This is a genomic window from Bacillus andreraoultii (assembly GCF_001244735.1).
Taxonomy (GTDB): Bacteria; Bacillota; Bacilli; order Bacillales; family Caldibacillaceae; genus Caldifermentibacillus; species Caldifermentibacillus andreraoultii.
This window is the reverse complement of record NZ_LN868937.1, coordinates 2,085,776-2,109,911: the sequence shown is the minus strand read 5'-3', so window position 1 is coordinate 2,109,911 and position 24,136 is coordinate 2,085,776. Positions and strand designations below refer to the sequence as shown.

Sequence of the window (24,136 nt, the reverse complement as noted above, 5' to 3'; positions counted from 1 at the left end):
CGTTTTCTTTTAATAGGGGGTGAAATCGAATGGCAACGCCAAATTGGGACTTACCGCTTCCACGATATGACCGCGACGTAAACGAAATCGTTCGAATCTATAAAAATGCTATTCTTGAAGTTATTTTGATTTTGGAAAATCTATCAACCTACGGCAAGGAAAAAGATATATCCCGTTCACAAATGACCGCCGTTCTTGCTCAACTATCGGTTCTATTAAGTCAAGTTGATAGCGAAGCAAAAACTTGGGTCGAAGAACGGATTCGCGAAGCCTTTATCCAAGGACAAGCCGAAACGTTGGTCGCGATTCAAGAAGCGGAAACAATCGAAGACGCTATTAAACTTGCGTCTATGTCGGCGTTAGTCTACCAAGCCCTTGACGTTTTAATCGAAGATACTTTCGAAGACCTTCTTTACGCAAATCAGAAAATGAAGCGGGAAACCATCAAAATGGTTCGGACGATTGTCGCCGAACAAATGAAGGAAAAGGCGGCTATGGGTCAAGGTCGTAATACAACGCGAAGGGCTATCGTTAAAGCGTTGACCAAGAAGGAAATACGCGAAAGATTTAACGTCGAAGGTAACGTTGCGATTGTTGACAAAGCGGGGCGGCGTTGGAAACTTGAAACCTACGCCGAAATGGTAACAAGAACAAAAATGTTACAAGCACACGTTGAAGGAACGCGAATCGAAGCGTTAGAACGTGGCGTTGACCTAGCGATTATTTCGTCACACAACGCGGACGACGCTTGCAGAAAGTTCGAAGGTCAGATTATTTCTATGAACGGATTGACCGAAGGCTTTATGACCTACGACGAATTACGGCGTTCGAATCTTATCTTTCACCCGAATTGTAGACACAAAATAACGCCAATTCGCGATATTAATTTACTACCCGAAGCCGTTCGCCGCAAGTTCGAAAGGGGTCGAAAGGAAGCGGAACGGGCTTTGAAATCAGCGAAAACAAAATAAAATAAAAATTTTTCAAGATTTTTCTTGTTAAACTGTCACACGGTCGAATTGATTATGTGAATTGGGTTTCGTCATTCCATGACTTTTCGTTGTGGTTTTGCGAAATTCCGATTCCTTTTTTCTAAAATAAATTGCCCGCGTGGGTCGTGACCACGATAAAAACCGAAGGCAAAGGGGGAAAGGAAATGGACGAACAAACAAACGTAAACACTAACGAAGAAATGAATAATCAAAATCAAAACCAAAACGTAAACGGTCAATCTTCCGACGGGAAGGAAAACACGGATACAAAGAAGACCGAAAACAAAGATATTATGATTCCAAAAACACGCTTCGACGAAGTCAATAACGCTTATAAAGAATTAAAAGCGAAACTATCAGAAATCGAAGAAGCGAACAAACAAGCCGAAGAAGAACGGCAAAAGAAAGAACAAGAAGAAGCCGAAAAACGTGGCGAATTCGAAAACTTATATAACAAAACAAAAGCAAATCTTGATTCTGAAAAACAAAATCATAAAGCCGCTAAAGAACGAATCGAAGTTCTTGAAGGCGTAATTAATGATTTACTTGAAGCAAAACTTGAATCAATCGACAAAGATTATCACGATTTGATTCCAGATAACTTAACACCCGAACAAAAATTATCTTGGGTAACAAAAGCGGAACAAAAAGGCTTATTCAAACAAGCCGATTCAAATACACCACTTGGCGAACCAACAAATCCGAAAGAAGGTACGGAAGAAGTTGACGTTTCAAAAATGAATCCGTTCCAAATGTTACTTTCGGGCTATGGTCGTAAATAAGACCCCTTTTAGGGCGTCTTTTTAATTTGATTTCTATGTAAACAAGTAAACAAAACTACGAAAAGGGGGTAAGTAATTATGGCTAACGGGGCAAGTTTAACAGAAAAGTATCTTACAAATGATACGTTACAACGTGGGGTCGTAAGTATTTTCGCCCAAACATCACCAGTTTTAGAACTATTACCTTTTATGACAATCAGCGGTAACTCTTATAAATACAACCAAGAAAGCGTTCTTCCAAACGTTAATTTCCGTGATATTGGTCAAGGGTATACACCTTCTAGTGGTGAAATCGTTCAAAAGTCCGAAAGCCTAATGATTTTGGGCGGTGACGTTGACGTTGATAAATTCGTTGTTCAAACAATGGGTAACGTAAACGACCAACGTGCTATTCAAACTCAATTAAAATCTAAAGCTATCGCAAAAACTTTCACAAGAGTATTCTTTAAAGGCGATTCATCTTTAGCACCAGCCGCAGGACAAGGAAGCGAATTCGACGGACTTGATATTCGTATCGGTAATAACGGAAACGAAATCAATCTCGGCGAAAAAGTTTTAACCTTGGATAAATTGCACGAATTGCTTGACGCGGTCGAAGGCGGGGCAGACGTATTATTTATGTCTAAAGCTATGCGTCGTGAATTGCAAAAACTATTAGAAGGTCAAACTCACTATATTCAAGTTGGTAAAGACAATTTCGGTCGTCCAGTTGAATATTTTGGTGACGTTGCTATTCGAACAGTTGAAGACGATATTATTGGATTTAACGAAGGAACTAACGCTAATAGCGGTTCTATTTACGCAGTTCGTTTCGGAATCCAAGAAGCTATTGCGGGATTGACAAACGGCGGTGTAATGGTTAAAGACCTTGGCGAAATCGACGAAAAACCAGTATTCCGCACACGAATCGAATTCTATTGCGGTCTTGCCGATTTCCACCCTAAAGCTGCCGCACGTTTAAGCGGTATTATCCGAAACACAGGCGAAACTCAAACTCAAACAGTCTAATGACGGTTTAACGGGGGCGTGGGCGTAAAGCCCCGTCCCCTTTTCTATTTTACAAATAATTTAAGGGGGCGATAATCTTGGCAATCAAAGTTAAAGTACCACTAAATTCGTTTAATGGTTATCGTGGCGGCGTTAAGTTTAGAAACGGAATCGGTGTTTTTGAAGACGAAGAACACGGACGTTTTATAGCGGAATCACTTGGTTACGAAATAATCGAAGACGAACCGAAGAAGAAATCCACGAAAAAGGAAGACAAGGACGAAGATAAGGAAACCGAAGCAAAACGTAAAACTACGACACGAAGACGTCGAACAACTACGAAAAAAGATAACGAATAATGGGGGTGTTATGAATGGCGGTTGATATTGCGACGGCGGATAAATATTTTTCCGAACAAGTATTGCATAACGACGCGTGGGTAAACGCCGACAACGATTCGAAACAAAGGGCGTTAAACAATGCCGTCAATATGTTAAGTCGTCAGTATAAGAACCGCGAAATCCCCGACGAAGCAGTTTTCGAACAAGCGATTTGGTTGCTTAAAATTTCCGAAGCTAGGAAGCAAGCGGAACAAGGCGTTGTTAGTTATTCGATTGACGGAATATCCGTTTCGTTGTCGCAAATCGACCGTTCTATTTCCCCGAACGTTATTCAAATATTGGGTCGACGCGTTGGTCGGTCGGTAAGCGGTCGCCTTGGATATATCGTTTCAAATAATGTTCGCAAGCCAAGCGGGGGTGTTCGTTAATGATTCCTACACCGCACAAAATCGAAATCTTAAAAGCGGGCGAACATAACGTTTGGGGCGACCCTACAATCAGCGAAACAATTCCCGTCAATGGAAATCTTCGTTCACAAACGAAAATCGTAAGGGACGACCGCGGCGAAGAAGTTGTTTCAAACTATACGATTCTATTTGTTGGATTCGTAGATATTTCAACCGACGATAAAATTCGATTCACCGAACCAAACAACCACGTCGTAGAAACGAACCCGTTACAAGTTAAGTTTATGCGGGATTTAGACGGTTCAATCGCCTTTACAAAGGTCGTGGTATAACGTGGCGGACGGATTGGAATTTACCATTGACGCGAAGGATTTCCTTTCGCAAATAAAGCTAGTCGATAAACGGGCTATGGAAGCCGCCGAAGTTGCTATGAACGACGTTGTCGACGAATTGACCCGAATAGCTTCGGAAATTACGCCGTTCGATAAAGGAACGTTGGCAAAGTCACACACGAAAAAAGTTCAAGCAAACGCGGGCGACGTTCAAGCGGAAGTTGAATTTTCCGTTCGCGAAGGCGACTTTAACTACGCCCTTTGGATTCACGAAGGAATTTACAATCACGGCGAAGGAACTATGAATCGAAGCGGAACGACAGGTTGGTCGGGAAAATATTATTATGTCGGTCGAAAATATTTAGAACGTCCGTTGAAGGGCGAAGAACAAGCCTTCTACGAGCATATCGCAAATAAAATCAAACAAGCCGTGGGGGAATGATTATGAGAATCGAAGAAGTAGTTTCATTCATTAATCAAAGCGTCCCGTTCCGATTGTATGCGAACGAATTTCCTAACGAAGCGAAAAACGATTGCGGTTACGTTCGATTCAATGACGGACAACCGCCCGATATTTATATCGTCGGATTTAAAACGCCTAGTATTCAAATCGTTATTCGTCACGAAAGGGGCGACGAAGCGGAAAGAATCGCGAAAGATATTTGGAATCTATTTCATGCTAAAGAACATTACGAAATCGGTTCAACGAAAGTATTTCTTTCATATTGCGACCAATCCGAACCGATTTACGTTGGCAAGGATAAAAACGGAAGAACGATTTATTCGATAAATATAACTTGTAAAGTTCGCGACTAGACTAATTTTCAATTAAGGGGGGGTCAGCGAAATGAAAATTAAGTTTGTAAAAATCGACGTCGGCGAAAAGTTGCTTTACGAAGGCAAAGAAGTAAAAGTCGGCGACGTAATAGACCTACCGAAAGAACGAGCCGATTATTATATCGGTCGCGGTAAGGCGGAAAAAGTTCGCGTTGAAAGAGCAAAATCGAAATCAGAATCTAAGGAAACAAAATCAAACGAATAAGGGGGTTTTGTAAATGGCGGATATTTCAAACGTTCAAATCGGCGTTCAAAAAATCATTTTCGGTGGCGTTGATTTAGGTCACACCGACGGCGGTTGCGAATTCGGTTATGAACCTGAATATACCGATATTGTTGTCGACCTTTACGGGAATACCGTTGTAGATAAAGCCTTAACGGGCGAAGCCGTTCGTGTAACCGTTCCGCTTGCCGAAACAACTTTGGATAACTTAAAAACCGCTATCCCAACGGCAACACTTGTCGAAGATACAACAAACGGTAAGAAGAAACTAACAATCGGGTCACAAGCGGGTAAAAAATTATCCCAACACGCGAAGGAACTTGTTCTTCACCCTTCATGGTTACCCGATACCGACAAATCATTGGATATTAAGTTGCACAAAGCGGTTATTGCGGGTGAAGTTGCTTTACCATTCCGTAAAGACGAAAAAACAGTTTACGAAGTCGAATTCGTTGCATTAATCGACGAAACAAAAGGCGACGGAAATCTACTTGCCGTTATCGGCGACGAAACAACCGCCTAATTTTGAAGGCGTCCTTCGGGGCGTCTTCTTCTTTGAATTGTGACCTTCGCACTTAATCGAAGGAAGGAATCGAAATTTCGCAAAATCACGATTGAAAAGGGGGAATTTTAAATGAACGAAATTCTAAAGGCATTACCAAAAACAAGAGTTGTTTATATCGGTGACGAAAAAGTCGAAATCAAAAAATTACCACTTGGAAAATACGCAGAATTAATGCTTGCGTTGAAAAACATTCCATCCGACGTAATTAAAGACTTGGAATCTATCGACGCAGAAAACGAAGATATGGCGATTCAAGCAGTCTTTGGTTTATTCGGGAAAGCGTGGGGTCAAGTCCTAGATATTCTTTCAATCGGTTCGGGTATCGACCGCGAACGACTAGAAAACGACCCCGAAATTGGTCTTGACGTTGGGGTCGAACTATTCCTTGCAATCTACGAAGTTAATAACCTTGAATCCGTGGTGAAGAACGTAAAAAACTTAATCAAGAACCGCAAGACGAAATAACGTCGGGCGGTTCGTCTTCTAATGAAGAAGAATGGATATTCGACGTTATCCATTTATTCGCGAAAGAATACGGTTGGTCAAAACGTCAGATTCTCGAAGAAATCTATATCGACGAGCTTCCGTATTATTTGAAACGAATCAAGAAAAATCAAATATCCGACCGAATGACCGACCTTGCGATAATTCATAACCCGAACGCCAAAGACCCGAATAAATTAATCAATTCTTTACGTCGACAATTACACGAATTGGACGGCAAGTCTTATTTGTTCAAAGAACGTATGACGAAAGCGGACGAAAGAAAATTGCGTGAACTTGCCCGTCAGATGAAAGAAAACGTTAAGAAAAGGCGTCGGGGTTAAGTTCACGAACGGGGGGGGTGAAAACTTTGGCACAAGCGGGTAATATCGTCGCACGATTGCAATTACGGGTCGACGAATTCAAAAAAGGAATTCAAGATTCTACGAAACAACTAACGAATTTCTCACAAACAACAAAATCAATCGCAACAGGGGCGGCGGCGGCTTTTGCCGCGGTTGGAACAGCCGTAACGGGCGTTGCGGGGGCGGCGGCTAAGTTAGCGTTAGAACNTTCATGGTTACCCGATACCGACAAATCATTGGATATTAAGTTGCACAAAGCGGTTATTGCGGGTGAAGTTGCTTTACCATTCCGTAAAGACGAAAAAACAGTTTACGAAGTCGAATTCGTTGCATTAATCGACGAAACAAAAGGCGACGGAAATCTACTTGCCGTTATCGGCGACGAAACAACCGCCTAATTTTGAAGGCGTCCTTCGGGGCGTCTTCTTCTTTGAATTGTGACCTTCGCACTTAATCGAAGGAAGGAATCGAAATTTCGCAAAATCACGATTGAAAAGGGGGAATTTTAAATGAACGAAATTCTAAAGGCATTACCAAAAACAAGAGTTGTTTATATCGGTGACGAAAAAGTCGAAATCAAAAAATTACCACTTGGAAAATACGCAGAATTAATGCTTGCGTTGAAAAACATTCCATCCGACGTAATTAAAGACTTGGAATCTATCGACGCAGAAAACGAAGATATGGCGATTCAAGCAGTCTTTGGTTTATTCGGGAAAGCGTGGGGTCAAGTCCTAGATATTCTTTCAATCGGTTCGGGTATCGACCGCGAACGACTAGAAAACGACCCCGAAATTGGTCTTGACGTTGGGGTCGAACTATTCCTTGCAATCTACGAAGTTAATAACCTTGAATCCGTGGTGAAGAACGTAAAAAACTTAATCAAGAACCGCAAGACGAAATAACGTCGGGCGGTTCGTCTTCTAATGAAGAAGAATGGATATTCGACGTTATCCATTTATTCGCGAAAGAATACGGTTGGTCAAAACGTCAGATTCTCGAAGAAATCTATATCGACGAGCTTCCGTATTATTTGAAACGAATCAAGAAAAATCAAATATCCGACCGAATGACCGACCTTGCGATAATTCATAACCCGAACGCCAAAGACCCGAATAAATTAATCAATTCTTTACGTCGACAATTACACGAATTGGACGGCAAGTCTTATTTGTTCAAAGAACGTATGACGAAAGCGGACGAAAGAAAATTGCGTGAACTTGCCCGTCAGATGAAAGAAAACGTTAAGAAAAGGCGTCGGGGTTAAGTTCACGAACGGGGGGGGTGAAAACTTTGGCACAAGCGGGTAATATCGTCGCACGATTGCAATTACGGGTCGACGAATTCAAAAAAGGAATTCAAGATTCTACGAAACAACTAACGAATTTCTCACAAACAACAAAATCAATCGCAACAGGGGCGGCGGCGGCTTTTGCCGCGGTTGGAACAGCCGTAACGGGCGTTGCGGGGGCGGCGGCTAAGTTAGCGTTAGAACAAGAAAACCTTCACGCCCGTATGCAAGCCGCAACGGGGGCAACCGCCGCAGAAATGCGTGAATTTAAAGATATTGCGGACAACCTATTCGCTAACGGTCGCGGAAACTACCAAGAAATATATAACGCCTTAACGCAAGTAAAACAAGTTCTTGGTCAAACGGGCGACGAAGCGGGAAAAACCGCAGACCAAGCGTTAATTCTTGCAAAAACTTTTGGTTGGGACGTTGGGGAATCCATTCGTGCCGCCGATTCAGTTATGCGGTCTTGGGGCGTTAATTCAACGCAAGCCTTCGATACTTTCACGGCGTTAGCCCAACAAGCGGGCGACAAGTCGCAAGACCTTCTTGATACGTTTTGGGAATATTCGCCAACGTTAGCGTCCGCGGGAATTTCTATGGAAACGTTCGCCGACGCTATGGCGGCGGGTATGGAAAAAGGGGCGTATAACTTTGACAAAATCGGTGACGCCTTGAAAGAATTTACCGTTCGTTTGACCGACGGAACGGCTCAATCTTCCGAATTCAACGATAAGTTATTCGGCTCAAAAGCGGCGGCAGACGAATTTTTCAAAGGAATTTCCGACGGTTCGATTACCGCCGACCAAGCGTTAGGAATTATCGGTCAAAAGCTAACGGAAATTGAAGACCCTATGATTCGAAATCAACTTGGCGTTGCTTATTTCGGTACTATGTGGGAAGACCTTGGCGGTGACGTCGTTCTTGCTATGGCAAACGCAGAAGGGGCGTTACAAAACGTCGAAGGGGCAACCGCAAAAGCGGGTCAAACGTTAGACGAAACACTTGGTCATAAAATCGAAAAAATCAAAAACCAATTCTTACTATGGGCGAAGGATTTGGGCGAACAATTCATGCCGAAATTGAAGGAAATCGCGGACACTATTCTAACGAATATGCCGCAGATTCAAGCCGTTATGACGTCGGTATTTACCGTCGTTGGTAATATCCTTTTGGGTATCGTTAATGTTCTTGGCTCAATAGTCGGATTTGTTATTCGAAATAAAGAAGCGTTCGCCGCACTTGGAATCGTTATAGCAACCGTAGTTCTTCCGCCTATGATTGGTTTTATAACTAACGCCGCAGTATTAAGGGCGAAAGCACTTGTTGGATTGATAACAAGTACGTTCCGATTAATCGCCGCTAACTACGCGTTAGGTATTTCGTTCCTAGTTGCACACGGACCAATTCTATTAATTATCGCGGGTATCGCCGCGTTAATCGCCGTTGTAGTTCTAATTATTAAACATTGGGACGCAATCAAGGCGAAAACAATCGAAGTATGGAACACAATACAAACGTTCCTAGCGGGCGTTTGGGAAGCAATCAAAGCGGGACTACAAGCGTTCTTAACGTTCGTTTCGAACTTATGGAATACAGTTTGGAACGCCGTTAAAACCGTCTTTATGACGATTTGGAACGGAATCAAAGATTTCTTTATCAGCGTATGGAACGCTATGTGGAACGTTGTTTCTACCGTCCTTGCCGTTATTTACGCGATTATCGCGACGGTATGGGAAGGAATCAAAGCCCTTGCCGAAGTAATTTGGGGCTTTATCGGCGATTATGTAATAGGCGTTTGGAACAACATCAAGTCAGCGGCAACAACAATTTGGAACGCAATTAAGTCGTTCTTTACTACCGTTCTAAATGCGATTAAGTCAGTCTTTACAACCGTTTGGAACGCAATCAAATCCGTTTTAACTACGATTTGGAACTCAATCAAATCGGTTGCAACAAGCGTATGGAATGGAATCAAATCGTTCTTTACGGCTTGGTTAAATGGCGTTAAGTCTATCTTTACGTCAATTTGGAATTCAATCAAAGGCGTTTTGACAGGAATTTGGAACGGAATTAAGGGAACGGCAACGTCCGTCTTTAATTCTATCAAATCCGTTATTACGTCAATAACGAATTCTATCCGTTCGGTTGTAACAAGTATTTGGAACGGAATCCGCGGAACTCTTTCGGGAATTTTGAACGGTATTCGTTCCGTAGTTTCAAACGTTAGCAACAGCATTAGAAATATCATTTCAAACGTAACAAATACAATCCGTTCGAAAGTTTCGTCAGCCGCTAACTTTATGAGTAACACTTTTGGAAATGCAATCAACAAAGTTAAGGGCTTCTTCGGCGGATTGTGGAACGGAATTAAAGGGGCGTTGGATAACGTCGTAAACGGAATTAAGAGCAAGGTTAGAAAAGCGAAAGAATGGCTAACCGAATTGAACCCGTTCAAACGTCATAGCCCTTCGCTAGTCGACAACGTAAAAGCTGGGGTTAAAGTAATCAAAGACACTTACGCACAGGTTGGCGATATTCGAATCGCACCGCCGCAAATCGGTAATCTTACAACGGGTCGAATTGATTTCGAAGCCGCGTTCGGCGGAGATAGCGGCGGAAGCGGTAGCGGAACAACTTACAACGCACCGTTAGTTCAAGTCGAAAATATGAACGTTCGCAACGACCGTGACGTTCGCGGAATCTCACGCGAATTATACAACTTACAACGAAGTCACGATAGGGCGAAAGGGGGTCGATAATATATGAACGGCTTTACTTTTGACGGACAACATTCGGATAACTATTCGATTATTGTCAATAAGAAGAACGTTCCTTTAACGCCGCCAATCGAAAATCGGTTACAAGAGATTTCGGGATTCGACGGGGCTTGGGACTATGGCGTTTCCTATCAGCCCCGCGAAATAGGAATCGAATGTACGATTTTAGCAGATTCGAAGGACGATTTAAAAACGAAGATTCGTAACTTGGCGGGTCTATTGAATCCGCGTAAAGGGGCGAAGCCGTTAATATTCGACGACGACCCCGACGTTCAATATTTTGCAAGACTTTCGAATCAAATCCCACTTGAACAAATTGGGGCGTTTGGAACGTTTACTTTACAATTCACTTGTCCCGACCCGTTCACTTATTCGGTCAATATTCGTAAGGGTACGTTTGCAAACGACCTTTCTACGACACACCACGGAACGTATATCGCAAGACCGAAATTCACCGTAACACACAATGGCGGAAGCGGTTCTATTACAAATAATCGTCCCGACGGAATCGTCGAATCTATCAATTTCAAAACCGATTCGCCTTCGGGCGTTTATGTAATAGATTGTAAGGAATATACGATAACGAAAGATAATTTACCCGCTTATAATTTCGTTGACGGCGATTTTATTTCAATGCCGCAAGGATTGAACAAGCTAACGAATAGCGGAAATATCGCAAGCACAACGATAGAATTCCGCGACACTTGGTTGTAATTGAATATTGTAATTTCCTTCATTTGTTTAATTGTCTATTGAAGGACTAAAGACGCGGCTTCCTTCGCTTGGAAGTCGCTTTTTCTTTTTTTGAACGGATATTTGGGGGTGAAACGATTGGCAAATCTAAAAGCCTTTTTCACGGATAAACACGACTTTAATGTTGAAAAGTTCGATTTTCCTATCGTTCCATATATGTATTTCGACGGGGAAAATTTACCGAACGACGTATCTATTGGCGGCGGTTCTTACGCGAATAGTATCGTTTGGGGTGACGGAAATCCTACGATTGTTGACGGTGTTATCGGAAAAGCGTCGAAATTCAATAGCAACTATTTGATTTGGCGAAATTGGGAATTTCCCGCTATGAACAAGTTTTCAATATCGTTTTGGGTGAAATTTGACCCGACGGACTTTAACAGTTGGACGATTTTAGCAACGACAAGATACGACGGATATAACACGTCAAACAGAGGTTTTCACGTTGCGGCTTATTCGTCCCGTTCGTTTAACATTCGTTTATACGGGACAAACGGTCAAAGTATAAACGTTTATTCTAACGATTCGGGTCAAAGCGGTAAACTTTTTGAAGCCGATAAATGGTATCACGTTGCAGTTATTTTCGACGGAACTAATTTAAAAGGGATTGTAAATGGTGAGGAATGGATAAGTGTTTATGCGGGAAATATTACGTTCACGTCAACATTCGAACGTTCCTTAACGCTTGGAGATATGCTTGACGGGAATAGTTATCCATTCAACGGAATAATTGACGAATTCACGTTATGCTTAAACGATAATGCTTGGACTAAAGACCAAGCGATTCAGTATTATAACGCTATCGCAAAAGGCGAATATTTAGACGACGAAACCGATACGGGGGCGTTACAACTTGGAAAAAGTTTCGAGGGTAATTATCCGACAAGTCTAATGACTTGGGAATCGCAAGTAATCGACTTGGGCGGAATTGGTCAGTTTGTCGATTATGGTCGAATTGAAACGGTATCAACAACAAGCCAAGTAGCAACTTTAACGCTTTACACCCGTTCAAGTTCCGACGGTGTAACGTGGGAAGAATGGCGAACACTTGGCGAAAATGGTCTTATTCAATCAACGAACCAACGCTATTTACAAGTTCGCGTTGATTTCTTGACGACCGACCCGACACAAACGCCAATACTTTACGAAATCGCCGTTTGGGAAGAAGAAAAAGCACCCGATTATGTTCCGTTACCAAACTTGAAAATTCACCATAACGACCCGATTTATTTGTATCGAGATTTGGAAACGGGTCTTGATTCGTTAGGCGTTCTTCGAAATGCTTACGACGTATTTATCGAAGAAGAAATCAACGGCGAAGATATTTTATCGTTCAAGTTACCGCGTCGGGATTTGAAACGCCAAGAAATCGGCGACGAACCCGTAGAATTAATCGCGGTTATCGCCGAAAGATATTACGTCGTTAAGGAAGTTCTTGACAAACGGGATTCAGACGGAAATCTTTATACCGAATTCATTTGTGAAGCACTTTGGACGGAACTACGCGATTATTTCGTCGATACAATCGAAGTCGTCGAAGTAACCGCCCGTGACGCCTTGGAAACAATCTTCGAAAATGTTTTCCGAGAAGCAGGCGACCCCGAAATTGATTGGAAAGTTGGCAACGTTGAAATCACAAAGAAAAGAACGCTTCGTTCCGATTGGAAAGACGTTCTATCGTTGATTCACGAAGTTCAAAATATTTGGGGCGGTGAAATCTTATTCGATACTAAAAACAAATACGTTCACTTATTGAATCAAATCGGCGGAAATTCCGGCGTTCGATTCTATTACAACAAGAACTTGCAAAATATCGAAAGAATTATCGACACTTACGACCTAATTACGCGAATCTATCCAAGCGGTAAGGGCGGATTGGATATAAGAACTATAAACAATGGTGTACCTTATCTTGAAAATCGTACTTGGGTCGATAAGTTAAAACTACGTCGAAAAGTTATTCCTTATCGCTGGAAAGACGAACGTTATACAATTCCCGAAAACTTGAAGGAAGACGCCCAAAAATTGCTTGATGAAATGTCGAAACCAAAAATAGCTTACAAGACAAGCGTTCACGACCTTTCAAGCCTATCGGGTCACGAACACGAAACGTTTAATCTTGGCGATTTGGTAACGGTCGTCGACAAGGAATTGTTTGACGAAGAAGTTATTAATCGAATCGTTCGTCGCAAAATGGACGTAAGGAAGCCCGAAAATACTGAAATCGAATTATCCCAACCAATTAAAACGTTGGCGGATATTCGTTCAAGGGCATTGGACGACCAAATCGAAACAATGATTGGAAGCGACCCACTTTCAACAAACGACGTCCAACAAATGACCGTGTTTAATCACTTGTTGAACTCACGGGCGGACGAAGGAATAAACGGCGATTGGGTCAAAGAGGGAACGGATTTCGATATTGCTAACGTCGGATTTAGCGGTAATTGGTCGTTCGTAGTAAAACCCGATTATGGAAGAACGAACACCTTAACGCAAACGGTCGAAGGGGTATCGCACCGAACAACTTACACCGTTTCAGCGGCGGTCGCAACGCAAGGCGATATTACACGCGGAAGTGCCGCAGACGCCTTTGTCGGAATTAAAGTTATTGTTCACTATCAAGACGGCGGCGAACCCGATACGTTCTATCTTGCAGTTCCCGACGTTACAAACAACGAACCGCCTAAAGATTCTAACGCTTAATATTAAGGGGGGGGTGTAAATATGGTCGACCAAAGTTCGTTTCAAATCCTTTCAAGACAAATAAACGTCGATACGTCACGAAAGGTCGATTACGTTCAAATTCAGCTTGTCGCTAACGACGCGGGTAAAACGCCGCACTCAACCAATACGGACGAACCCGCAATTTATATAACGGATATTATGTTTCAAGGCGGAACGGTAGCGACGTCTTGGGTCGGTCATGTATCTGAAATTCGTTGGTCGTTTGACGTAGCTTAATGGCAATTAATATCGACGATTGGATTCGATTTCACGGAACGTTCGAAGCCGACCCCGAACGTAAAGTTTCGAAAGTCGATTTCCAAGTTGAAGCAAAGGACGCGGTATCTTCGACAAATGGCGTAGACCGCGTTCCTATCTATTTTACCGATATACAATTCCAAGCAGGTAACGCTTTGTCGGGTTGGACACCGAACACGAAAGAAATGTTAAAACGGTTGTCTTGGAATCACGACGAAAACAAAGAAGCGGCAACGCCGAACCGATTCGAAGGTTATCCGCCGCAAGTTTACCAAAACGTTCAAAAGCGTTGGTATAACGTTCTAGGTCGCGGACACCGAGTTATTGTTGTTCCGAACTATTTTCCCGAAGATTGGGACGTTCCAATTCTTCCGACGGGTCTTGATTTAACGTTATATCCAAAAGAAGATTACGACTTGCTTCGTGTTTCAACGAACGCGGGCGTATGGTTGCCAGAAGAAGAACAATGGTATAAGCAAGAAGGCGGAATCTACCAAGAAATAAAACAGAAATATGAAGAAGTTATCCGATACGGCGAAGGCGAACGAAGAAAAATCGAAATTAATAATTGGGAAAATATTGTTAAGCCGCTATTGGACGAACACCCTTTACACCGTAGATATACGCGGGAATTCTTCGTTGACGGTAACAAGGCGGGAAGCGAAATCAAAATCCACGCAACAACAAGAACAGCAACGGTAAACGGTCAAGAAGTCAGAATCGTTGGCGAAGATTCGATTAATGTAAACGGAACGAATTTCCCGATTGACCGAAAGAAATTCTTACTTGCACCAAAGGGAACGGTTGCTATTCGGATTGAATTTTACAAGCAAAGGGAACGAACAATTACGACGTATGACCAAGATTCTAACGGTTACTATTACCCGATTGACAAGACTTTTAAATACTTGGAAGACGCGGGAATTGGATTTCACGGAACGGTATCATTCTATCAATGGACGTATGGTCGTTCGTATATTTAAGGGGGTATGGTTATGACGAAAGACAATCGAAGAATCATAACTTGGAGTCATATTGATTCTAGTCCGAACTATCGTAATGATATTGAAAAATACAATCACAAAATTTATTCGATTGGTCTTCACGAATTCGGCGTTCGTCCAACGGGGAAAATCTATAATTATGCAACCAACGTAGATTATTTCGACGCGAACGGCAACCATACGGGAACACGATTCAGTTCAACAATCGAAGAAGATATGTTGAATTATCGTCATATCAAATGGTTCTTCCAAATGATTGTCTTCGGTTGGTCTACCGTCAAACCATTCCTTGACGATACAACGTTAAATGCCGAAGGAAGAACGCCGCAAGACCAATTTATTTACGAACTTGGAAAATTAGTAGACTTGTATAAAACAAGCCGTTACACCAACGAGCCGATACCACTAGACGGAATCGAAATGGACGTCGAAGCAAGTATGACCGCCGACCCTTATTCGCAAGGTTACGACGTAAAGTATATTAATCTATTGAAACGGGTAAAGAACGAAGTTTGTATTCCGAGGGGCTTACGTTTGCGAACTAACGCCTACGCTATGTGGGGCAATAATACGCCTTACTATTACCGTTTCCATAATTACAAACTATTCGCGGAAACAACGGACAAAAACGGAAATCCGTTACTTGACGAAATGCAAATAATGACCTACGACTTTGCTTGGGCGGGTTCAAGCCCAGGGGCTTCTACGCCGATATGGTGGTTCGAAAACGTTGCCGAATGGTGTAGGGAATGTTTCGACCCGAAATACAACCCAAACGCGAAATTTACGATTGATAAAGTATTTTTCGGGGCGGCTGGTTACGGACACCGTTGGGGAATTCACGACCAAAGCGTTGTTAAGCGAGGAACAAACGTAACCTATCACCAATTACTAGGTTGGCAAAACGGTAAATATAAACATTATCACACGGAAACAGACGCAACAACGGGCGATAGAATTTACGTTTATCACAATCAGCCTTATATCTATCAAACGTCGTTCCAAGACGAAGAATCGAAAAACGAAGTTATGTACCCTCACGTTTACGACCGATTCGTTCCGAAATACGCCCAAATAAAAGAACAAGACGGCGGACAGAAAAGCGTTACAATCGGAACTTATAACCGTTTAGATTACGGAACGTCTTTCTTCAAAGACCAACACCCTATTTGGACGGGCGTAAAAGCAATCGCAACAAGTCCGTCAAGTGTAAGCGGAAAAGCCTACCCGTTGCAAGAATCACGTCAACCAATCGCAACAAAAACCGTTGACGGTCAAGATTACGATTTCAACGGCTATTATACGTTAAGTTTGTCATACGTTGAAAAGAATATCTATGACGAACTAGGAAACGTTATCGGGGCAGTTTGTGAACTTGAAAATGAACAAAACGGTCGAATCAATTACAGCGTTAATATTCCAACCGCGGGGACTTATCGTCTTATTGCCGTAACTAACTTTTCGTGGTATTCCGAAGCGAAACTTGGCGGCTATGTAAACGGAAGCCAACAATTTACAGTTGGCGGCGATTCAATTCCCGAATGGTATCCGTTTATCTTAAAGGGTTCGCACTTTTTCGATTGTGGAACGTTTAGTTTCAATTCGGGAACAAACACAATTTCGGTTCACGGTGAACTTTCCGACGATAGAACACCAATTTACGGATTCATTGTTTGCGAAGGCTTCGACCAAAATTTCAGCGGCGGCGAAATGAAATTCAAAACGAATATTACGCCGTTCAAAGATAAACAAGGGAACGACCTACCAATTCCCGCCAAATTCGCTATTGTTGCGAAAATGCTTCGCCGTGACGCAAGACCCGCGATTCTTTGGGACGACGAATTTCGAACTTATTTACTTGGGTCGAATATCGCGGGAACAACTTACTACCGCCCAATCAATCCCGAATATAAAATCGAGGGCGGCGGAACTCACCTAGAACAAGTCGGGACAGATTCTAACGGTCAGCCCGTTTATAAATGTTATTCCGAGCCAAAACCCGTTGGTTATTCACAAGGCGAATGGATTTCGAAGGACGACGGAACGGGAAGAATTGCTATGTATTACAATTCAACAAATTCGGGTCAATGCGTCTTGTCAAAACAATGGTCAGTAAACTTATCAGTTGAAGCCCGAATTAAACTTGTACGCGGGTCAGTTGTTGGAATCCGTTTCTATGCACAAAGTCAAGGAACGGTTGGCGACGGTTATATCTTCCGCGTTAATCTACCCGATAAAGTCCGCGAACTTGTCTACGAAGACTATTCAACGGGACAAACGAAAGTAATCGCTTCGCAACCACTTGGAAATATCAGCGAAGGCGATACGATAACCTTCCGAGCATTATTGTATAACGGCGTAGGGCGTTTCGAAATTAATGGCGTTCGGGCATTTGTTGAAGCCGAAGGAAACCCTGTAACTCACGACGGTTCGGTCGATATTGGTAACGGAAACGTTACGCTGGCAAGAACAAGTGGGGCTTGCGGTGTATATGCAAATAACGCCGAATTATACGTCTATCATTTAGGAATCGGAACGCTTGACCGTTGGGAAACAATGGAAAAATTCGAAATCACGGTCGACGGGACAACAAAAGAATTCGGTCGAATCAATAGAACGGGTTATTACTTCGACGAATTCGGTTACTTGATTTATTCGGGTCTTGACGAAACCGTAACGAGGGATTCCGTACAATATCCGTTCGAAGAAGATAGTTCTTCAGTTTCGCTTGACTACGAAATGACCGTTTTAGAATGGAATTCTTGGCAAGGCGAAAAAGAAGTAACGTTGAAGCTAGTCGACGCGGGCGTTTGGTTCGGTGAATTGCTTATCGGCGACCGCGAAGGAATGTCGATAATTTGGGCGGGTGACGCTTGGTCTATTATCGAGGTTATGAACTTGGCGGTCGACAAATACGGGGCGAAAGGAATCGGTCTTTGGGCTATGGGTCAAGAAGACCCGAAAGTTTGGGAAATGATTCCCGACGTTGTTCCGAAATCATAAAGGGGGTGAAAGCGTTGGACGTTTTCGCAAGTCAATCGTTACTTGCCGAAGCCGCCAAACAAGGGCTTTGGGCGGTTCTTTATATTACGCTATTTATTTATACGCTAAAGGAATCACGTCGACAAGAAAACAACGCAAAGGAAAGGGAAGACCGTTTACGCGAAGAATACAACGAGCTTCGTAAAGAAAGTCGTGAACGTGAAAATATGTTGACGACTTTCATAAACGATATTACGCGGGCTTACGAAAGGCTTGCGACAGCGGTCGAACGATTATCGTATGACGTCGACGATATTAAAGACGAATTGAAATTACGAAAAGAAGATAAAGGGGGCGAAGAAAAATGATTGATTATGCGGTCATTGTAGCGATAATTGTCGGTTTAACTGAAATAATCAAACGTTATTTACCTTCGAAATTTATGCCGATTGTATCGTTAATTTTGGGTATTGTAGCGGGATTGTTCTACGTTGAAGGCGATTTAAAAATGCAAATCTTCGTCGGAATCGCTATGGGTCTTGCCGCAAGCGGTCTATTCGACGTAGCACAAATCGGAAAGAAAAACGGCAATCTTGAATAATTTATAACGATTTACGCCCGATTAAAAAACTTTCGGGCGTTTACTTGTTTACATTTTTATATTTTTTGCTATAATATAGTTGAAGCAAGTTTTAATTGGAAAGGAAGAGTTGATATGGCAAAGAAGCCGTTTTCGATTCGCGTTGAGCCTTATGTATCAAATCGCTTTAAAGCGTTGTCAACAGTATTAAATGTAGATGGGGCAAAGCTATTACAAGAACTTATTGAAGACCGAGCAGATAGACTATCGAAAGAAGAAAGAGAAGCATATGACGCGTTATTAAGAATTTGGAAAGATGAATAATAATAGTAATCGTAACCTTATAGTTGATGAAGCACACCGTAGACAAGTAAATAATAAGAAATCAAAAGGCGGACGTCCAAATCGGATTGTCCGTCTTTTTTATTTGAAGAAAATTTAACCATAGCGTCACAATTCGAAGGTTGTAACCTACATATTACAATGTACCGAACGGGAACGGGGTTCAAGTTCCCGAACGGAACGCACAAACGAAACGAATCGTCGAAGGGGATTCATATATAAATGTCGTAAAATCCCCGTCGTTTGTGACGTTTTTACAACATTCGAAGGGGGAATTTCTATGGATATTTTTGCACGTTTAGATTCAAAAGCGATTAAGGACGGATTGATTACGAAGGTTGGCGGGGTTAAACATTTCGCAATCTTGGCGACAATAGCCGCTTATTCAGACGCTAACGGCGAATCATATCCAAGTCAAGATACAATCGCGGAATTGGTCGGTTATTCACGGAAAACGGTCAACGAAACTATTCGTCAGCTTCGGAAAACAACGATAGACGGCGAACCGATTTTAGTCGTTCAACAAGTAAAAACGTCAAGTGGGATTCGAAATCTTTATAAATTGTCGCCGAAATCGGGATTCTCATTTGGGAAAGTAACAAAAAGCGATAACGTTGTAACGCAGAAGGTCGAACACAATGTAACGCCAACGTTACAAGAAGAATATCCAGTATCTAAGAATAACCAGTATAAGAAGAATAACCATAATAAATTATTTAGTAATTCCAAAGAAGTATTACAATACTTTCGCGACAAATATTTCAAGAAATATAACGTCGTATATCAAGCAAATTGGGCTAGAGATTGTTCAATGATTAAAAATAAACTTATGGCGAATTTTACAGATAACGAAATCAAATCCATTATTGATATTGTCTTCGAAGAATACGACAATCGTTGGGCTAACGCAAGATTCCCAAGACCTTCGATTGGTCAACTTTGTTCTTGGCTTCCAAACGAAGCCTTGGCGATAATCAAGGAACGTCAAAAAGAAGCGGAAGCAATCGAAGCGGCTTCGGAACGTTACGAAATGGACGACGACCAATTCGAAAGATTGTTAAATGAAATTTAAGCGGCGATTAATTTCGTCGCTTTTTATTTTGTCGTCACAAAACCGATTTTCCTTCCAACATATTTCTTCGAAGGTTATCTTCAAAAAAAATTTAAGTTCGCCGTCACAACGTCGGAAAATCTTACAACATCTTACGGTGAATCGAAAATCAAATCTAAAAATCTAAGGGGGAAAATCAAATGTTATCTTTAATCATTACCGCAGTTGCAGGAAAAGAACTTGTTGAAAGAATGGAGAAAGGCGATATTTTCAATCGAATCGAAAACGCCCAATCATTATCCGAAAAGGTCGCAATCGTTCAAGAAACCGAAAAATATGCTTTTGAGGTTGCGGAAGTAATTTTCAAACCAAACGACGAAATCGGAGAAGAAGGCGTTCAAGTGAAAGACGAATTTGTTAAAGCAACAATCGAGCATAACTACCACTATTTCGGTTTACCTACACCATTCGAACAAGGCGTAACAATGGAAGAAATCAAATTCCGTAATGGTATCTATCCGCAATATGATTCATTCTTCGTTCATTAATCGGTTTTAGTCGAACAATTCGAAGGGGGTTCAATTTATGACGTTAGAAGATACTTGCTTACTTGCGAAATATTGTTCGAAAGCGGGAAATCCGTTATATTGTCACACTTTATGCTTTCCATATACACGATTACACGGGGAAAACGGGGACGGTGGTTTACTTGCCGTCGCCAATATCCCGAAGAAATATCGTAATTCAACGCTTGAAAGATTACCGATAAAAGAAGAAAATCCGAAAGCCTTCGCAATCATTCAACGATACGGACAAAAGGTCGTTGAAAAAGTTGACGAAGGCGTTGGCTTATATTTGTACGGCGTTCCTTCGAAAGAGAATCCGAAAGGCGTTGGGAATGGTAAAACAACGTCAGCAATCGCAATTTTACTAGAATACTTGCGAGAAAGAACGATTCTTGAAGCAAAGAGGGAACGAAAGATTGACGAAGTTCCCGCCTTCTTTATGAAAATGGCGAAATTCCAAAATATCTATAATTCGCAGTTCCGCGGGTCAAACGATTCGCAAGCGGAAAACGGCGATAAATACCAAGCGTTAAAACGAAAAATGATGAAATGCGATTTACTTGTTTTGGACGATATAGGGCTTCGTGGAACAACCGAAGCGTTACAGAACGAAATATACGAAATTATTGACGAAAGAGATACAAACGAGCGGTCAACGATTTTTACGTCAAACGTTCCATTAGATAAAATCGCTGGAATTCTTGGCGAACAAATAGCGTCACGAATCGAAGGAATGACCCTTGGCGTTCCGTTTTACGGTAAAGATAATCGGAAGAAATCGTTATAAAGCTAAAAGTTAGGGGGTTCAACTAATGATTGAAGAACAATTACTTTCGAAAATGTTGGACGAAAACAACGTCCATTCGGTATTAAAATATAGCGTTAAAGCCGAAGATTTCGAACGTAATGGAGACGTTTTCGACTTTATCGTAGATTATCGAAAAAAGTTCGGTTCTTGTCCCGACATTGAAACCGTAGCGGCAGAATTTCCCGATTTCGACTATATGGCAGGCGTTCAAGAACCATTCAAAGGGTTAGTTACTAGATTAAAACAATCAGCGGCAAAACGCCGTTCTTTCGAATTAATTGCAACCAAGGCGAAGGATAAATTCAAATCGTTAAGCGGTGACGAATTCGTTTCTTGGATAAAGAACGAGTTTACTAGAATCGAACGCGAAACGTCTACTGATTTTTCGCAAGGCGTCGACTTTGCAACTAACGGACAAGAACGACGTAAACGATATGAAGAATCAAAAGAAAAACATTCGGAACAATACGTCGACCTTCCTTACGGCGGTTTACAATGCGAAATCGGCGATTATTTGTTGATTATGGCGTATACCAACCGCGGGAAATCTTGGTTATCTTCTCATATCGGGCTTTACGTTTGGAAGACGCAAAACAAAAGCGTAATCTACTATTCGCCCGAATTATCACAAAAGCAACAACAAAGCCGATTTGAAACGTTGGACGGTCATTTTAATAACGCTTTGCTTCGTCGCGGAGAATTGGAAAACGAAGAAGAATATTACGAGTATTTGAAGCAGTACGATTTGACCGACGAAGAAAGACCGAAACTATTAATTAAAACTATGGAAGACCTACCGAACGGTTTATCCTTGGACGTAATCGAAGCAGACCTTGAACAAAATCCCGACGTTCAAATTGTCGTAATTGACGGCTTTAACTTAATGAACCACGGAAAAATGAACGATAGAAATTCTATGACGACAACAAGCCGTCGTTTACGTCAGCTATTCGCACGTCATAACGTTTTAGGGGTCGTTACTCACCAAGTCAATACGCAAGCCGAAAAGGAAAATAAAGAAATGGACGAAGAAACGGGGGCAAGAATCGTAAAAGCCCCGCCGATTGAATCTTATTCGGAATCGGTCGCACTTATCCAAGACCCTGCTATGGTCTTAACGTTCGACCAAAACGACGGTATCGGGCAATTATTAGTCGCAAAAGCCCGCGAACCGATTGTCGGGAAGACGATTGACCTTCTATGTAACTTTAACCTTGGCTATATTGAAGAACCACAACTAACCGACTTTTTCTAAGGGGGCGTTAATATGCAAACGAATAATAAATATTGGAATAAGCCTTTGGAAGAATTAAAGATTCATTGTGAATCAGAAATTCTATTATTCCGTTACGCTATTAATCGCAATAATTGGGAAGCGGCAAGACGTCACGAAAACGAATTATCGTTAATTATGGACGCAATTTCAGCAAATGAAAGGGGCGAATTGAATGATTAAAGTCCGCGGTATGGATTTACCAGTAAACGTTAAAGCGGAACTTGAAGACTTTCCTTGGAAACATTCTTCTTGGAGGGGCGGCAAGTTAATCGCTTGTTCGCCTTTCCGCGACGAATCCCGCCCGTCGTTCGCGGTTAATCTTGAAACGGGCGTTTATATAGATTCGGGACTTGACGACGAAGATTGGCGTAAGGGAAATTTCGTTAAACTATTATCTTGGTTACGAAATGAACCATACGAAGATACCGAAGAATATTTAATAGATTTGTATTCGCCACAATTTGGCGATTTAGATAAATTGGAACTACCGAATATCGACGATTGGATAGCCGAAGACCGCAATCGTAAAATCTTCGATAAAAGCGAATTAAAACCATACTTGTATAAACACCCGTATTTAGAACGAAGGGGAATTCCGTTCAAAGTTCAACGGGCTTTCGACGTTGGTTACGACCCTGAAACGAAATCGGTCGTAATTCCTTGGCACGATTGGAAAGGGAACGTTGTATCGTGGAAACACCGTCACGTTCATTCGAAAGTCTTTTGGTACGTTAAAGGCGGACAACCTATTCGAAATCATTTATACGGGATTCATTGGGTCGTTCGTAAGAATAAAAAGCGTGTATGGATTGTTGAAGCGGAAATCGACGCCTTGACGCTTTGGTCGAAAGGAATTGCGGCGGTCGCGATTGGTTCGTCTTATTTATCCGAAGCAAAACGCGATTTGATTCTGAAAACGGGAATCGAAGAAATTGTTATCGCGACGGATAACGATAAGGACGGACGAAAAGCCAAGCGGTCAATAATCAAAAGGCTATCGGGATTTGTCGATTTACAAGAAATCATTTGGGACGGATTCGAACGTTATTACAAAGATATAAACGAAGCCCGAAACGAATTGGATAACGTAACAATTAAAGACGTAGATTTATTTGGTTGGAACGAATAGGACTTTCGTTCTATTTTTTTATTTTAAAAGTGTAAACTTGTTGACGTTTTAACATACGGGGAATATAATAAAAGTACAAATTAGCACTCAACGACGACGAGTGCTAACAATTTCGGAAACCGAATAATTGCAACGATTAATCTACAAGTCCATTGTTGGAAATACGCGACTTTGTTATTTGGAGGTTGGTCTATATGCAAGTTTATTAAAGCCGTGAATTTCCTTGGTTTATAGGGGATTTGCGGCTTCTTTTTATCTATTGCGTAAACAAGTTT

At 41.9% G+C, this 24,136-nt stretch carries 30 protein-coding genes; 29 read left to right on the top strand and 1 reads right to left on the bottom strand.

Going from position 1 to position 24,136, the window contains the following annotated elements; all coding sequences use genetic code 11:
• Positions 1-29: 29 nt before the first annotated feature.
• From BN2144_RS15285 to BN2144_RS15140, 29 genes are all read left to right on the top strand, one after another.
• A complete protein-coding gene (locus BN2144_RS15285; protein ID WP_033829101.1) occupies positions 30-971 on the top strand; it encodes a phage minor capsid protein in 942 nt (313 codons plus the stop codon).
• Between the two features lie 185 nt (positions 972-1,156).
• Complete coding sequence (locus BN2144_RS15280; protein ID WP_050632341.1) at positions 1,157-1,774, top strand: hypothetical protein; 618 nt, start codon at positions 1,157-1,159, stop codon at positions 1,772-1,774.
• Positions 1,775-1,852: 78 nt separating this feature from the next.
• Complete coding sequence (locus BN2144_RS15275; protein WP_033829100.1) at positions 1,853-2,782, top strand: major capsid protein; 930 nt, start codon at positions 1,853-1,855, stop codon at positions 2,780-2,782.
• Positions 2,783-2,859: 77 nt separating this feature from the next.
• Positions 2,860-3,120 (top strand): hypothetical protein, encoded by a 261-nt coding sequence (locus BN2144_RS15270; RefSeq protein ID WP_042338035.1) that lies wholly within the window; start codon positions 2,860-2,862, stop codon positions 3,118-3,120.
• 14 nt (positions 3,121-3,134) lie between these two features.
• Positions 3,135-3,530, top strand: coding sequence for a hypothetical protein (locus BN2144_RS15265; protein ID WP_050632340.1), 396 nt, complete (start codon positions 3,135-3,137; stop codon positions 3,528-3,530).
• Positions 3,530-3,841, top strand: a complete 312-nt coding sequence (locus BN2144_RS15260) for a hypothetical protein (RefSeq protein ID WP_033829099.1) — start codon at positions 3,530-3,532, stop codon at positions 3,839-3,841. Before BN2144_RS15265 ends, BN2144_RS15260 begins: the two co-directional genes overlap by 1 nt.
• Positions 3,842-3,854: 13 nt before the next feature.
• Positions 3,855-4,283 (top strand): hypothetical protein, encoded by a 429-nt coding sequence (locus tag BN2144_RS15255; RefSeq protein ID WP_033829117.1) that lies wholly within the window; start codon positions 3,855-3,857, stop codon positions 4,281-4,283.
• A 2-nt stretch (positions 4,284-4,285) separates the two neighbouring features.
• Positions 4,286-4,657, top strand: coding sequence for a minor capsid protein (locus BN2144_RS15250; protein WP_033829098.1), 372 nt, complete (start codon positions 4,286-4,288; stop codon positions 4,655-4,657).
• A 31-nt stretch (positions 4,658-4,688) separates the two neighbouring features.
• Entirely contained in the window at positions 4,689-4,883 is a 195-nt protein-coding gene (locus tag BN2144_RS15245; RefSeq protein ID WP_033829097.1) for a hypothetical protein, read from the top strand.
• 13 nt (positions 4,884-4,896) lie between these two features.
• Positions 4,897-5,424: a hypothetical protein gene (locus BN2144_RS15240; RefSeq protein ID WP_033829096.1), complete on the top strand. Its 528-nt coding sequence runs from the start codon at positions 4,897-4,899 to the stop codon at positions 5,422-5,424.
• Positions 5,425-5,535: 111 nt separating this feature from the next.
• Positions 5,536-5,931, top strand: coding sequence for a hypothetical protein (locus BN2144_RS15235; protein WP_033829094.1), 396 nt, complete (start codon positions 5,536-5,538; stop codon positions 5,929-5,931).
• A 128-nt stretch (positions 5,932-6,059) separates the two neighbouring features.
• Positions 6,060-6,293 carry a hypothetical protein gene (locus BN2144_RS15230; protein ID WP_033829093.1) on the top strand — a complete coding sequence of 78 codons (234 nt, stop codon included), beginning with the start codon at positions 6,060-6,062 and terminating at the stop codon, positions 6,291-6,293.
• A 530-nt stretch (positions 6,294-6,823) separates the two neighbouring features.
• Entirely contained in the window at positions 6,824-7,219 is a 396-nt protein-coding gene (locus tag BN2144_RS15220) for a hypothetical protein (RefSeq protein ID WP_033829094.1), read from the top strand.
• Positions 7,220-7,347: 128 nt separating this feature from the next.
• Positions 7,348-7,581, top strand: coding sequence for a hypothetical protein (locus BN2144_RS15215; protein ID WP_033829093.1), 234 nt, complete (start codon positions 7,348-7,350; stop codon positions 7,579-7,581).
• Between the two features lie 26 nt (positions 7,582-7,607).
• A complete protein-coding gene (locus tag BN2144_RS15210; protein WP_033829092.1) occupies positions 7,608-10,367 on the top strand; it encodes a phage tail tape measure protein in 2,760 nt (919 codons plus the stop codon).
• A 3-nt stretch (positions 10,368-10,370) separates the two neighbouring features.
• A complete protein-coding gene (locus tag BN2144_RS15205; RefSeq protein WP_050632338.1) occupies positions 10,371-11,099 on the top strand; it encodes a distal tail protein Dit in 729 nt (242 codons plus the stop codon).
• A 117-nt stretch (positions 11,100-11,216) separates the two neighbouring features.
• Entirely contained in the window at positions 11,217-13,844 is a 2,628-nt protein-coding gene (locus BN2144_RS15200; RefSeq protein ID WP_033829091.1) for a phage tail spike protein, read from the top strand.
• A 21-nt stretch (positions 13,845-13,865) separates the two neighbouring features.
• Positions 13,866-14,102 (top strand): hypothetical protein, encoded by a 237-nt coding sequence (locus BN2144_RS15195; protein WP_033829090.1) that lies wholly within the window; start codon positions 13,866-13,868, stop codon positions 14,100-14,102.
• Entirely contained in the window at positions 14,102-15,106 is a 1,005-nt protein-coding gene (locus tag BN2144_RS15190; RefSeq protein ID WP_033829089.1) for a hypothetical protein, read from the top strand. Before BN2144_RS15195 ends, BN2144_RS15190 begins: the two co-directional genes overlap by 1 nt.
• 12 nt (positions 15,107-15,118) lie before the next feature.
• Positions 15,119-18,130: a glycoside hydrolase family 18 protein gene (locus tag BN2144_RS20145; RefSeq protein WP_033829088.1), complete on the top strand. Its 3,012-nt coding sequence runs from the start codon at positions 15,119-15,121 to the stop codon at positions 18,128-18,130.
• 14 nt (positions 18,131-18,144) lie between these two features.
• Positions 18,145-18,477 carry a BhlA/UviB family holin-like peptide gene (locus BN2144_RS15180; protein WP_033829087.1) on the top strand — a complete coding sequence of 111 codons (333 nt, stop codon included), beginning with the start codon at positions 18,145-18,147 and terminating at the stop codon, positions 18,475-18,477.
• The gene (locus BN2144_RS15175; RefSeq protein ID WP_033829086.1) at positions 18,474-18,710 is read left to right on the top strand and encodes a hypothetical protein; all 237 of its coding nucleotides are present in this window, start codon (positions 18,474-18,476) and stop codon (positions 18,708-18,710) included. The genes BN2144_RS15180 and BN2144_RS15175 overlap by 4 nt, the downstream gene beginning before the upstream one ends.
• A gap of 114 nt (positions 18,711-18,824) precedes the next feature.
• Complete coding sequence (locus BN2144_RS15170) at positions 18,825-19,013, top strand: hypothetical protein (RefSeq protein ID WP_033829085.1); 189 nt, start codon at positions 18,825-18,827, stop codon at positions 19,011-19,013.
• 298 nt (positions 19,014-19,311) lie between these two features.
• A complete protein-coding gene (locus BN2144_RS15165) occupies positions 19,312-20,103 on the top strand; it encodes a helix-turn-helix domain-containing protein (protein ID WP_033829084.1) in 792 nt (263 codons plus the stop codon).
• A gap of 179 nt (positions 20,104-20,282) precedes the next feature.
• Positions 20,283-20,630, top strand: a complete 348-nt coding sequence (locus tag BN2144_RS15160; RefSeq protein WP_033829083.1) for a hypothetical protein — start codon at positions 20,283-20,285, stop codon at positions 20,628-20,630.
• Between the two features lie 37 nt (positions 20,631-20,667).
• Positions 20,668-21,435 (top strand): ATP-binding protein, encoded by a 768-nt coding sequence (locus tag BN2144_RS15155; RefSeq protein ID WP_033829082.1) that lies wholly within the window; start codon positions 20,668-20,670, stop codon positions 21,433-21,435.
• A gap of 25 nt (positions 21,436-21,460) precedes the next feature.
• Positions 21,461-22,711, top strand: coding sequence for a DnaB-like helicase C-terminal domain-containing protein (locus BN2144_RS15150; protein ID WP_033829081.1), 1,251 nt, complete (start codon positions 21,461-21,463; stop codon positions 22,709-22,711).
• Between the two features lie 12 nt (positions 22,712-22,723).
• The gene (locus BN2144_RS15145) at positions 22,724-22,912 is read left to right on the top strand and encodes a hypothetical protein (protein ID WP_033829080.1); all 189 of its coding nucleotides are present in this window, start codon (positions 22,724-22,726) and stop codon (positions 22,910-22,912) included.
• Positions 22,905-23,861 carry a toprim domain-containing protein gene (locus BN2144_RS15140; protein ID WP_042338029.1) on the top strand — a complete coding sequence of 319 codons (957 nt, stop codon included), beginning with the start codon at positions 22,905-22,907 and terminating at the stop codon, positions 23,859-23,861. Before BN2144_RS15145 ends, BN2144_RS15140 begins: the two co-directional genes overlap by 8 nt.
• A gap of 80 nt (positions 23,862-23,941) precedes the next feature.
• Here the strand turns inward: BN2144_RS15140 and BN2144_RS20475 are convergent.
• Positions 23,942-24,136, bottom strand: a 195-nt coding sequence (locus BN2144_RS20475; RefSeq protein ID WP_033829079.1) for a hypothetical protein, incomplete at its 5' end; no start/stop codon positions are given.